This window comes from uncultured Flavobacterium sp., from assembly GCF_963974175.1.
GTDB lineage: Bacteria > Bacteroidota > Bacteroidia > Flavobacteriales > Flavobacteriaceae > Flavobacterium.
This window is the reverse complement of record NZ_CAXBBR010000004.1, coordinates 486,936-499,567: the sequence shown is the minus strand read 5'-3', so window position 1 is coordinate 499,567 and position 12,632 is coordinate 486,936. Positions and strand designations below refer to the sequence as shown.

The window sequence follows — 12,632 nt, the reverse complement described above, 5'->3', positions numbered from 1 at the left end:
CAGTTCCATTACAAACCGATGCGTTTGTTACTTCTAGTGTTGGAATAGGTTTCACCGTTACTGTTCCTTTTGCTTCAAGAGAAGGACAGCCGTTTAAAGTGTACACTACAGTATATTCAGTTGTGGTTGATGGAGATACAGTTATAGAAGCAGTTGTTGCTCCAGTACTCCATAAATAAGTTCCACCAGTTGCTGTTCCTGTTGCAGTTATTGTTGCGGCAGTTCCATTACAAACCGATGCGTTTGTTACTTCTAGTGTTGGAATAGGTTTCACTGTAACCTCAACAACATTACTTTCAGCTGCTCCACTCCAATCAGTTTTACAACTAACTTTTGCTAAACGTTTGTACCAAGTTGTTTGTGTTAAACCAGCAGGAACATCATATATTAAACTTGTGGCACCAATTATATCACTGAAACCTAAACTACTGCTTGTTGTAGATGACTGCCATTTATAATCCAAAGTACCACCAGTTTGTCCTGAAGCTGCTATCGAACTTGTAAAAGCAGCAGGATCGCCACCTGAACAAATGGTTTGGGCTGCTGCAGTAGTACCACCTGCTGTTGGATTAGTACAGCTTAGTGTCCATTGTGCAAATAAAACAACATCTGCTGCCGGCATTGTGAAAGTAGCACCACTCTGATATGGTGTTCCAGTACCATCTGCTTTAGTGTTGTAACCTGTAAAGGTGTGTCCTACTCTAGTAAATACATTAGAAAGGATAGTTACAGTTGCGTTTTCTAAATATGGGTTTGAAGAATCGTTCATTACTCCTGATCCTCCATTAGCATTATAAGTGACCGTGTAATCCACTAAAGCAACACTCAGACCTACAACATCGTACCCATTTGCTGTATAGTTGATTCCAATAATAAAAGGATCTGATAGAGATACTCTTCCAAAGTTAGCCACTATCCATGCCCCTTTCGTAGTAGGTGTGGCCCGATTAATGGTGGTTCCAATCTTTAAATTCGCTGTAAAAGGACCATCAATATTTAAACTCCCCAATCCATTATAAGTTGCTCCACTGGGGGTTTTATCATTAGCAGGAACCACTAAAGAAAATGCAACCTGTAAATTTCCAGATGAGTCAAGCCAGGCATATTCTCCATTTACTTTTCCATTGCTTGATGTTCCCGATGCTTCCAATACAGAAGAGCCAGGCAATAAAGTATAAGTCTGCGCATAACCAACCGTTGTAGAAAACACAAAGAAAGCCAGTAAAAGGAAGGTGATTTTAGATTTTGTATGAGTAAAGTTTGGTTTCATAATTGATTTGTTTTAAATCGTTAGAAATGGGGTTGTTAGTAGGAGTAATTCCTTTTTTTTAGTAATTCTTGCGCACTGATTGATAAAAGGGCATATTGAGTAATTCTGATTCTATAGGAATCAGATATATTGCTATAACGTTTGTTTTTTGGGAATCAAAAAATGATGCTATGAATAATGCTTTAAGAGAAAGCATTCTAATCCAATATTTTGGAGATTGGATATCTAAATATTTTATACTAGTAACTATTGAAAGAGCCAGTATAAATAAAGTAATTGTTACTATCATAACAGTAGGGTTTTAAGTTTTTAAAATAACAGTAGATTTCGGGCAAGAAACTATTGTAATGTAATTTTTGTAATACTTTAACAAACTTAATAACAAATACTAAAACTTTATTATTTTTTCTTTGAACAACCTAAATACTCGTTTAAGTACCCTTTTTTTGTAATTTCATATAAGAAAAAAGGTATTTTTTCAGGAAGTAATAGGGTTTGTAATCCGAATTTTATGTTAAAATTTAACAATATCGTAGTATAATGTATAGGTGTGATTTTAACAGATACACCATTTTTTTCCACTGGAAAAGGTTAATAAAATCATTATTCCATCCAATGAAATCTATATATTAGAAGTGATTAATAGTATTAGAACTAGAAGTAATTTTGGCCTATTCTTTTCTATTTTGAAATTACTTTTAGAGATACTCTCGAGAACCGATTTTGGGTTAATTAAAACTCATAAATGAAATAGAAACGTAAAGGTTATTGTTAGTCAATATTTTGACTTAAAAGTATATTACGGGAATACTATTGTATATTAAATTCCCGAAACTAATTATTACTGCGGCAAGAACGCTTACGGTTTTTACGAGTATGATTTGGCACACCCTTCTAAATTGATTTTTTTAAGCGTTTAGATAATGATTTATTAAAACTCCTAATTTATTTTTTACAATTAATAATTACTTCAAGGATTTTTATAGTTGTTTTATAACATTTACTGATAATTTCATAAATAAAAATCGGTTTTTATCGCAAGTGTTTTAAAATCAAATTATTTCAATATTTTTGTTAGAATTACTGCATTTTAGTTACGTTCAGTTACCTCAATTTTCTTTAATTTAAATAATCTATTCTAGCATTCTAATCAGTGTAAATTGCAACTATTTTTGATACGCTTCATATTGGAATTAGTAATGTTTGCTTAGTTGAATTACAGTTTTAAATTGTAATTAATTGCTCTTTACTTGTGAGCTTTAGAGAATTCGTCGTAATAATATATACTGATAAATAGTGTTAATTATTGACCGCTAATTTATTTATACAAGTAACAGGTTTATGTTATATAAAATCTAGTTTTATAATGATATTGAAGGCCTGGGTTTTAATGAAGTAATTCAAGGTTTTTAGTTGAATTTATGTAAAAATAAACAAGTCATGATAATATATATTGTATCTTTCTACTTCAATTAGTATTTATTGTAGATCATACGAAAACGCCTAAATATGAAAAATCTAATATTAATAAGACATGCAAAATCAAATTGGGATGCACCTCTACGAGATATTGATAGACCATTAGATCAACGAGGAGTGAAAGATGCTCATTTGGTATCTTTAAGTATCTTGGATTTTATTCCTAAGACCTATGTAATATGGAGTAGCGTCGCGAAAAGGGCTTCAGATACCGCACTTATTTTTGCTCAAAATATTTTACATCCCATTGAATGTATTGATTTTAAAGAAGGGCTTTATACTTTTGATGAAAAGCAGCTGGAAAAGATCATAAAATCATGTGAAAATTCGTTTGATAGTGTTATTCTTTTTGGGCATAATGCGGCAATTACAAATTTTGTTAATAAATTTGGTGACGTTTCTATTAGTAACGTCCCTACCAGCGGATTTGTAGCTTTAGAATTTGATACAGAATATTGGGAAGAAATAAACAAAGGGAAGACAAAAAAAATAATAGTTCCAAAAGATTTAAAATAAATATAGTGCCACAAAAAAAGTATATAGATAGAGAAAAAAGTTGGTTAGCATTTAATGCCCGAGTACTTCAAGAAGCAGCAGATGAATCAGTACCACTTTTAGATAGATTACGATTCTTAGGAATTTTTTCAAATAATTTAGACGAATTTTTCAGAGTCCGTTTTGCTGCAATAAGAAGATTAAGTTTGTCGGGAAAATCCGGAGAGAAAATTCTAGGTGGAATTTCAGCTCAACAATTAGTAAAAGACATTACGGAGATAGTAATTGAAGACCAAACAGAAAGTCTTCTAATTCTAAAAAAAATTGAAGCAGAACTTGAAAGTGAAAATATTTTCATTATAAATGAGAATGAAATTTCAGTAGAGCAAGAGATATATCTAAAAGATTTCTTCATACAAAAATTAAGTCCTGAATTAGTTACTATTATCTTGAATGACTTATCTGAATTCCCATTATTGAGAGATAATATGGGTTATTTAGCAATCAAATTAGTAATGAAAAAGAACTCGGAAGTTCGATATGCAATTATCGAAATTCCAAAGACGATGAATCGATTTGTTGTTTTGCCTTCAGATGATGAAAAGCATTATATAATTCTAATTGATGATGTAATTAGACATAATCTAAAAAGTATTTTTAATATTTTTGATTACGAAAGTGTTTCAGCGCATATGATCAAGATTAGTCGTGATGCTCAATTAGATATCGATAGTGATTTGAGTAAAAGTATGCTGGAGAAAATTTCGACTAGTGTAAAAGACAGAAGAATAGGGGAGCCAGTTCGTTTTATCTACGATCAGTTAATCGAAAAAGACACATTAGAATTCTTTCTAGATAAGATGCATATTGTTTCTACAGACAGTATCATACCAGGTGGTAGATATCATAACAGAAGAGATTATATGGATTTTCCAAATTTAGGGCGATTCGACCTATTATATGAGAAAAATGATCCATTGCCTATTCCAAGCTTGAGTCTAGAAGGAAGTATATTACAAAAAATAAGTGAAAAGGATTATTTGTTGAATGCACCTTATCAAACTTTTTCGTATCTCACTAAATTTCTTCGTGAAGCGGCTCTCGATCCTAAAGTAACAACAATTAAAATAACGCTGTACCGCTTAGCTAAGAACTCCCAAATTATAAGTTCTCTTATAAATGCAGCGAAAAATGGTAAAAAAGTAACGGTGCAGATTGAATTACAGGCACGTTTTGATGAAGCAAGTAATATCTCTTATGCAGAGCAAATGCAAACTGAGGGTATTGAACTTATTTTCGGAGTAAAGGGACTAAAGGTGCACAGCAAAATATGTGTTATTGAAAGAATTGAAAATGGTAAAGTAAAAAGATACGGCTTTATCTCGACAGGAAACTTTAATGAGGCGACGGCAAAGGTTTACACCGATGTTACACTATTTACAAGTCATCAACAGATCCTGAAAGACATAAATAAGATATTTGACTTCTTTAATATTAACTATAGGTTATACCGCTATAAACATCTTATTGTTTCTCCACATTATACGAGAATTCGATTCTATAAATTAATAGACAGAGAAATTCTACATGCCTTAGCGGGACGAAAAACATACATAAAGCTAAAAATGAATAGTTTGTCTGATTTTGGAATGATCGATAAACTGTATGAAGCTAGTAATGCTGGAGTAAAAATACAATTAGAAGTAAGAGGAATTTGTTCCTTGATTCCTGGTATTAAAGGAATGAGTGCTAATATTGAGGCCATCAGTATTGTTGATAATTATTTAGAGCATTCTAGGATTTATATATTTGGAAATGCTGGCCAAACGGAGGTTTATATTTCTTCGGCAGATTTTATGACTCGTAATCTTGACGGAAGAGTTGAAGTAACTTGTCCAATCTATGATCAGGGAATTAAAAAAGAATTGATTGACAATTTTGATTTAGGTTGGAAAGGAAATGTAAAAGCACGGTACCATTCGGCTAAATTAGATAATAAGTATCGTGAAAGAAATAGCGATCCAGTATTTAGAGCCCAAATTGAGACCTATAAATACTATCAAAGAAAAGTCGAATTATTAGGTGAAAATTCTTAGAAATTTCAATTTCATTTTAACTTATATAAAAGTAAAATCAAAATCATAATAAAGAATGATTAACATAAAGAAATACGCTGCAATCGATATTGGATCAAATGCCATGCGTTTATTAATTGTGAATATTGTAGAACAAGAGGGCAAAGAGCCTCAATTTAATAAAAGTTCATTAGTTCGTGTGCCCATCCGTTTAGGACAGGACGCCTTTACTGTGGGCGAAATATCCGAAGAAAATATCGATAGAATGTGCGATGCCATGAAAGCTTTTAATCTGTTGATGAAAGTGCATAAAGTACAGTCGTATAAAGCATTTGCTACCTCTGCAATGAGGGAAGCGTACAACGGAAAAGAAGTTGCTGATCTGATAAGGGAGAAAGCAGATATTAATATAGAAATCATTGATGGAAAAATGGAAGCGGCAATTATTGCTTCAACGGACTTGCACCACTTGTTAAAAACAGATCAAACCTATCTTTTTGTCGATGTAGGTGGTGGTAGTACTGAATTTACACTTTTTTCGAATGGTAAAATCGTAGCCTCCAAATCGTTTAAAGCCGGAACTGTTCGTTTACTAAATAATATGGTTTGTGATGTGGTTTGGGACGAAATTGAAAAATGGATTAAGACAAATACGATCGATTATGAAGAAGTTACCCTTATTGGTTCAGGAGGTAACATTAATAAACTGTTTAAAATGTCGGGTAAAACGCAAGAAAAGCCTCTATCCTATATTTATCTGACTTCACAATATTCTTTCTTAAATTCATTGACTTACGAACAAAGGATTTCCGAGTTGGGGTTAAATCCCGATCGCGCAGATGTTATTATTCCTGCTACTAGAATATATCTCAACGCTATGAAATGGAGTGGAGCAAGACAAATCTATGTTCCTAAAATAGGATTGTCTGATGGAATTGTAAAGGCAATGTATTTTGGTAAAATATAAACTTATGTTAGTTATATGAATTAAAAGTTAAATAACTGGTTGTTAGTTATTTGATATTTTTATTGGGGTTATCTTTGTATAAAAATATCCAATGGAAAAATATCGATTGGAGATGTTTAGCGACGGTGTACTCGCAATCATAATTACCATTATGGTATTGGAAATTGATGGTCAAGTCGGAAATGCGTTTAATGATTTGACATCCCTTTTTCCAGCTTTTTTTAGCTACGTTTTAAGCTTTACCTATGTCGGAATTTATTGGAAAAATCATTGCCATTTAATGCAAAGTATTTCTAAAATTAATGCGCAAATACTTTGGGCTAATTTACACTTCTTATTTTGGCTTTCCTTAATTCCTATTTCTACAAAATGGATGGGAGTTCATTATTTTGCAAAAACAACACTTACTTTTTATGGAATAATATTATTTTTATGTTCAATATCTTTTTGGATGCTGCAAAATTCTATTATTGCAAATGAAGGTAAAGAGTCGCGCATAGCAATTGCTGTGGGGAAAGACGCTAAAGGGAAACTTAGCTTTATACTATATTTTGTCGCAATTTTTTGTTCTTTTTATAGCGAATTGATTTCTGTCTTTATTTATATTTCTGCACTAATGATTTGGTTGATTCGAGATAAAAAAATAGAGAAAAAAATAAATTCCGATAAATGTTAAAAATCGTTACGATTAGCATCGATTCCTTTTTACGCGTTTAAGTCCAGTCCAAAAGTAGTTCTTAAGAGTTCAATACTAGGGTTTATTTCATGTAACCTATTGTACCTGTCTTGATCATTGAAATTCTTTTTATTTTCGAAACTTTCATTCACGATAACTTCGATAGTAATATCATGATTGTATAAATGTCCCTTTAAATGTCCTAGGAGGCCGTTTATTTCTTTTTCAAAATCTAATTTTGAACCTTCATTAGGTAATTCGAGTGTAATGGCAAATCCGTTCAAAACAGGGTCGTTGATTAGTAACAAGGATTCCATAATCTTAAATCCTTTATCACCTAAACGTTTTGCATATTTAGTCCATTGCACTAACATTTCCGTTTCTGTAAAAGCTTCGCTAGGCAAATCAACCACTTCTTTTACATATGCCTTATTACTTTCTTCTAACGCTCTTTTAGCGCGAATACTAGATAATGAAAAAGCCGAAACTTTAGGCTCATTTGATGTGGTCTCCGTTTTAACGGAAGGAAGGGGAGTATTTATTTCAGGTGTCTTTTCTACCACAATTTCTTGTGGCTTTACAACTGCTTGTAATGGAATAGACTTGGTCTCCGTAGCTTTTGTCTGATCGGCTATAGAGTAATCTCTTTTTCTAAAATAGGTAGGTGGAATTATAAAGGACTCAACTTTTTTTTTTCTCCATCATAAGTGATAGAGGCAAGTTGCATCAGGCAAAGTTCAACCAGCAATCGCTGATTTTGACTCAGTTTATATTTTAAATCACAATCATTTGCAATAGCGATTCCTTTCAACAGAAAATCTTGGCTGCATTTCTGAGCTTGTAATCCATACATTTTTTGAGCTTGCTCACCAACTTCTAATAACGTTAAAGTTGAAGGCGTTTTGCTAACCAATAAGTCTCTAAAATGCGAGGCTAATCCAGATACAAAATGATGTGCATCAAACCCTTTAGATAGAATGTCGTTAAAAGCCATCAATAATTCAGGAATCTTATTCTCTAGAATTAAATCTGTAACCGTGATATAGGTCTCGTAATCTAAAACATTTAAGTTTTCGGTAACTGCCTGACGTGTTAAGTTTGCTCCGCAATAAGAAACCACTCTGTCAAAAATAGACAAAGCATCACGCATAGCACCATCTGCTTTTTGTGCAATAATGTGTAAGGCATCATCTTCAAAAACGATTCCTTGACTAGTTGCAACTTCAGCAAGATGTTCTTTCGCATCTTTTACTGTAATTCTTTTAAAATCAAAGATCTGACAACGTGATAATATGGTTGGGATAATCTTATGCTTTTCGGTCGTTGCCAATATAAAAATGACGTGCTTTGGCGGTTCTTCTAATGTTTTCAGAAAAGCATTAAATGCCGCTGAAGATAACATATGAACCTCATCAATAATGTAGACTTTATATTTTCCAGTTTGTGGCGGAATACGTACTTGATCAATCAAGTTCCTAATATCATCAACTGAATTGTTAGACGCAGCATCTAATTCGAATACATTAAAGGCAAAGTCTTCAGTAGGGTCATCGTAACCCGGTTGATTGATTTTTCTAGCTAGAATACGAGCACAAGTCGTTTTTCCAACTCCTCTAGGTCCCGTAAATAATAGGGCAGAGGCAAGGTGATTGCTTTCTATGGCATTCAGCAAAGTATTGGTAATGGCTTTTTGTCCCACTACATCATTAAATGTTTGAGGACGATACTTGCGAGCCGATACAATAAATTGTTCCATAGAATTTTTATTCGAAAGCAAATATAGTCATTGCCATTATATTATGAAAATGATAATTTGTTTAATTCAAAAATTATTCGAATAAGAAAATGAACCTTTTACGTTTGAAAAATAAATAGACCTAATTAAGTTAGAGATTTAGGCCTTTGAGGAGTTTTTGTACTGCTCCCTTTCGTTGAATTAAAACCTTGAATTTTAACCCCATACTCATTAAGAGACCATAGTTAATATAGGATTCATGAATTTTAGCCTGGGAGTTATTTTCATTATTATTTATAATTCCATTATGGTATTCTTTAATCCCCATTGCAGTTAAAAAATGAGTTTGATTGGTTATTCCACAGGTTTCTAAACCATTTTCATTTCCCCAATTTGTTAATGCTGTAAAATTCACATGTGAAGTGATATCTTGGTTTCCAATTAACTGAAAAGGATTGTCATTTTTTTGATGTTTATTGTAGCATAAGAGTGTTCCAGAGCTTCTATGAATTGCATATAAATCAGAAGAACATCCTCCATAATCAATCGTAATTACGTAGCCGTTTTTTAAATATTGAGATACTTCTATTACCCATTCTTTTATCTCTAAATTTATTTCTGTTCGAAAACCGTCTGGTAATTGAATAAGCAAGGTTTTGAAATAGTCTACAAGTTCTTTTTTTGCGGGAACTAATACTTCTTTAAAACCATCGCGATAATCTACATAAACTTCTTTAAGAATATCTTGCATAACTACTTGATGGATGGCAAAATTATCTACTAATTCATTCGAGAGGACACAACCGTTAATATCTTGGATGTCTTTTATAGAATCATACCAACTGATTTTTTCGTGCAAGTGTTTCTTTTCAATTTCTTGCATTGAGGTGCTTTTCTCTATGATGCAATAGCGCAAACAATCATATAAAGAGGGGTTGTCCTTTAGATAAAACATAATGTCGTGACAGAGAAGACCTGTGCCAGCACCATACTCAACAATTGTGAACGGTTTTCTACCTAATATCTGCCACATTTCCTCGATTTGGCGTCCTATCATTGCTCCAAAAGAAGCGGATAGATTAGCGCTGGTGTAAAAGTCACCATCTGCCCCAATTTTATTTTCCGTGGAATTATAGTAACCAAGCTGCGGATGATACAATGCCATTTCCATAAAATCATGAAATGATATTGGCCCCTCTCTTGCAATTCGTTCTCGTATTATTTCAGAAAGTACCATCAAATAGTAATTTGGCCTATTTTAATTTTTGTTTCACTTGTCAACGATTTAAAGGGACTATGGCTTGAAAACTTGGTAGGTCGAAATGGTGTTTACTGTTATTTCCGACCTTCAATGCTAAGTTTAATTAGTACTTGTGCTGCATCACTAGCTGAATTTGCTGCGAAACCAGTGACAAAAACACCATTTTCACCTGATTTTGTTCTTATTCCGTAAACTATCGCTTCGTCATCTGGATTTGAATTTCCTTCATAACGGTAGATGTGCACAATTTGATAATGGTTGGGATTTTTTACAATATCCTCTTCATGAAGATTAAAATCATAAGTAAATCCTTTTTCCTTTAATTCTTCTAAGGCTTTTGAAACAGTGGCATAATGATAAATATTTTCCATGGTATTTTTCAATTCATTTTTAAATTTATAATTGTAAAAAATATAAAATAACTGTATTGTCAAATTAGAGAGTCTAATTTTTATTTTGTTCTATTTTTTATACTAATATTAATCAGTGCCTGCGCCGCATCAGTAATTGAATTCGCAGAAAAACCGGCGACAAAAACTCCTTTTTTTCCAGATGTTGATTGGATACCATACACTACAGCTTCATCCCCAGGATCAGTATCGCCTTCATAACGGTAGATGTGTTTAATTTCATATTTTTGTGGGTTTTTTGCAATATCTTCTTCATGAAGGTTAAAGTCATAGGTGAACCCATTTTCATTTAACTCGTCTAAGGCTTTAGAAACAGTGGCATAGTGATAGGTTTGAGTCATGATTATTATTTTTAGATAGGGTTTGTATATTTTTTTTAGAAGCTATTTTTATTGAATTAAAGAACTTAAACTATGTTCTACATTGATTGTCACTATTTTCAATACATAACTTCGCTAATACAATCACCGCTTCATTATTTGTTTTTGCCGAAAAGCCAGCAACAAAAACTCCTTTTTTGCCAGAGGAAGATGTAATGCCATACACGATAGCTGAATCGCCTGGATCAGAATCCCCTTCGTATCTGTAAACATGTTTCACTTGATGTTCAGCAGGTTTCTTAATAATGTCTTCCTGATTGATGTTATAATCGTAAGAAAATCCTAGTTCTTTTAATTCATCAAGGGCTTCAGAGACGGTTGAATAGTGATATATAGGTTTCATAGATAGCGTTTTAAATTACATTTAAAGATAACTAATTTAAAATTAAGACTTTGTAAAATAGCTGTTAAAGTAAAATTTAATGTTTGACTTCGAGTTAAAATTGTTGTAATTTCGCGGCACAGACCGCCTTATCGCCGTTTTGAGCAATCAAAAGGGAGGAAAGTCCGGACACCTTAGAGAAGCATAGCGGGTAACCCCCGTCGGTTTTGTCTGTAAAGGCGAGATTAGGACAAGTGCAACAGAAAGTATGTACAGGTAATGCTGTAGTGAAACCAGGTAAACTCTATGCGGTGAAATATCAAGTATATCAGCATTTAAGGGCTTCTCGTCCGTTGCTGAAGGGTAGATAGCTTGAGTTATACAGTAATGTATGATCTAGATAAATGATAAGGGTCCCGATTTATCGGGATACAGAATCCGGCTTATAGGTCTGTTTTTTTTACTCTAACAATTAATAAAAGAGATTGTGAAATCTAAAAGGGAACCATTAAGAAATTAAGTGTCATTAAGTAAGTAGGCTTAATTTTCTAAATTTCTTGATGGTTTTATTTTTACTGTAAACTGTAGTTATGCTAACAAGAATTGGAATTTTAGGAATGGGTGGAGTAGGTGGTTATTTTGGCGGACTTTTGGCGAGAGCCTGCGCTCAATCAGATCAATTCGAAATTGTATTTATCGCTCGCGGTGAAACCCAAAAAACAATTGCAGCTTCAGGAATAAAGATCATCACTGACGATCAGGAAATTATTGCCTTTCCAAGCGTTGTTTCTAATGATCCACTGCTAATAGGAAAACTAGATTATCTAATTTGTGCGACAAAAACGTATGATATAGAAGAAAGTCTTCTTTCATTAGAAAAATGCATTACTAAAAACACAATTATTCTTCCTTTATACAATGGTGTCGATGCACCAGAAAGAATAAGTACCCTCTATCCTGATAATGAAGTTTTACAAGGTTGCGTGTATATCGTTTCCATGATTGAATCTCCAGGAGTCATTAAAAAAATGGGGCCTTATGAGAAATTATATTTTGGATCTGATACTGCTCCAATAGGAAGGTTAAAAGCATTACAAACTATTTTTAAAAACGCGTCAATAGAAAGTTACCTCGTTGATACTATAGAGGAAACTGTGTGGGAGAAATTCATTTTCATTTCTGCTTTGGCTTCAGCCACATCGTATTTAAATCAAAATATAGGCGAAATTATAAATAGTAATGCCAGTAGAGCAGTATATGTTGAACTCTTAGATGAGATTACGATGCTAGCCGCGGTAAAAGGGTTGAATTTACCCAATGATATTGTTATGCAAACAATTCAAAAATTAGAGAAAACACCAAAAGAAGCAACTTCATCGATGCATCGAGATGTATTGGCCGGTCGAAAATTTGAATTGGCTTCTTTGACTGAATTTGTTGTGAATGAAGGACTGAAATATGAAATGGAATTACCAACTTATAAAATGGTATTGGATAAATTAGCAGAAGTTTCCAATAGCTAATTAATACTATTTATTATCTTATTTGTCATACTGTAGTAT

The 12,632-nt window shown here is 32.9% G+C and carries 13 protein-coding genes and 1 other RNA gene; 7 read left to right on the top strand and 7 right to left on the bottom strand.

Annotation, left to right across the window (positions count from 1 at the left end; genetic code table 11):
• The coding region (locus AAC069_RS09670) for an InlB B-repeat-containing protein (protein WP_339920261.1) at positions 1-1,270 on the bottom strand (1,270 nt) is incomplete at its 3' end.
• Positions 1,271-1,440: 170 nt separating this feature from the next.
• On the opposite strand from AAC069_RS09670, the gene AAC069_RS09665 reads away from it, so the two are divergent.
• The 5 genes from AAC069_RS09665 (at position 1,441) to AAC069_RS09645 (ending at position 6,962) form a co-directional block, all read left to right on the top strand.
• On the top strand, positions 1,441-1,575 hold the full coding sequence (locus tag AAC069_RS09665) for a hypothetical protein (protein ID WP_339920260.1): 135 nt from the start codon (positions 1,441-1,443) through the stop codon (positions 1,573-1,575).
• 1,204 nt (positions 1,576-2,779) lie between these two features.
• Positions 2,780-3,265, top strand: a complete 486-nt coding sequence (locus AAC069_RS09660; RefSeq protein WP_339920259.1) for a phosphoglycerate mutase family protein — start codon at positions 2,780-2,782, stop codon at positions 3,263-3,265.
• Positions 3,266-3,270: 5 nt separating this feature from the next.
• The gene (gene ppk1 / locus AAC069_RS09655) at positions 3,271-5,340 is read left to right on the top strand and encodes a polyphosphate kinase 1 (protein ID WP_339920258.1); all 2,070 of its coding nucleotides are present in this window, start codon (positions 3,271-3,273) and stop codon (positions 5,338-5,340) included.
• A gap of 55 nt (positions 5,341-5,395) precedes the next feature.
• A complete protein-coding gene (locus tag AAC069_RS09650; protein WP_339920257.1) occupies positions 5,396-6,286 on the top strand; it encodes an exopolyphosphatase in 891 nt (296 codons plus the stop codon).
• A 91-nt stretch (positions 6,287-6,377) separates the two neighbouring features.
• A complete protein-coding gene (locus tag AAC069_RS09645) occupies positions 6,378-6,962 on the top strand; it encodes a TMEM175 family protein (RefSeq protein ID WP_339920256.1) in 585 nt (194 codons plus the stop codon).
• A gap of 29 nt (positions 6,963-6,991) precedes the next feature.
• Here the strand turns inward: AAC069_RS09645 and AAC069_RS09640 are convergent, their stop codons facing one another.
• The 6 genes from AAC069_RS09640 to AAC069_RS09615 all read right to left on the bottom strand — a co-directional run bounded on the left by AAC069_RS09640 (position 6,992) and on the right by AAC069_RS09615 (position 11,091).
• The gene (locus AAC069_RS09640; RefSeq protein ID WP_339920255.1) at positions 6,992-7,525 is read right to left on the bottom strand and encodes a DNA polymerase III subunit gamma/tau; all 534 of its coding nucleotides are present in this window, start codon (positions 7,523-7,525) and stop codon (positions 6,992-6,994) included.
• A 107-nt stretch (positions 7,526-7,632) separates the two neighbouring features.
• On the bottom strand, positions 7,633-8,718 hold the full coding sequence (gene dnaX, locus AAC069_RS09635) for a DNA polymerase III subunit gamma/tau (RefSeq protein ID WP_339920254.1): 1,086 nt from the start codon (positions 8,716-8,718) through the stop codon (positions 7,633-7,635).
• A 130-nt stretch (positions 8,719-8,848) separates the two neighbouring features.
• A complete protein-coding gene (locus AAC069_RS09630; RefSeq protein ID WP_339920253.1) occupies positions 8,849-9,934 on the bottom strand; it encodes an SAM-dependent methyltransferase in 1,086 nt (361 codons plus the stop codon).
• Between the two features lie 98 nt (positions 9,935-10,032).
• Positions 10,033-10,329: a hypothetical protein gene (locus tag AAC069_RS09625; RefSeq protein ID WP_339920252.1), complete on the bottom strand. Its 297-nt coding sequence runs from the start codon at positions 10,327-10,329 to the stop codon at positions 10,033-10,035.
• 80 nt (positions 10,330-10,409) lie between these two features.
• Entirely contained in the window at positions 10,410-10,709 is a 300-nt protein-coding gene (locus AAC069_RS09620; RefSeq protein ID WP_339920251.1) for a hypothetical protein, read from the bottom strand.
• A gap of 70 nt (positions 10,710-10,779) precedes the next feature.
• The gene (locus tag AAC069_RS09615) at positions 10,780-11,091 is read right to left on the bottom strand and encodes a hypothetical protein (RefSeq protein ID WP_339920250.1); all 312 of its coding nucleotides are present in this window, start codon (positions 11,089-11,091) and stop codon (positions 10,780-10,782) included.
• 115 nt (positions 11,092-11,206) lie between these two features.
• Between AAC069_RS09615 and rnpB the strand changes: the two genes are divergently transcribed.
• Positions 11,207-11,532: RNase P RNA component class A (gene rnpB, locus AAC069_RS09610), an RNA gene on the top strand.
• Between the two features lie 128 nt (positions 11,533-11,660).
• Entirely contained in the window at positions 11,661-12,593 is a 933-nt protein-coding gene (locus AAC069_RS09605; protein ID WP_339920249.1) for a 2-dehydropantoate 2-reductase, read from the top strand.
• The last annotated feature ends 39 nt before the right edge of the window (positions 12,594-12,632 follow it).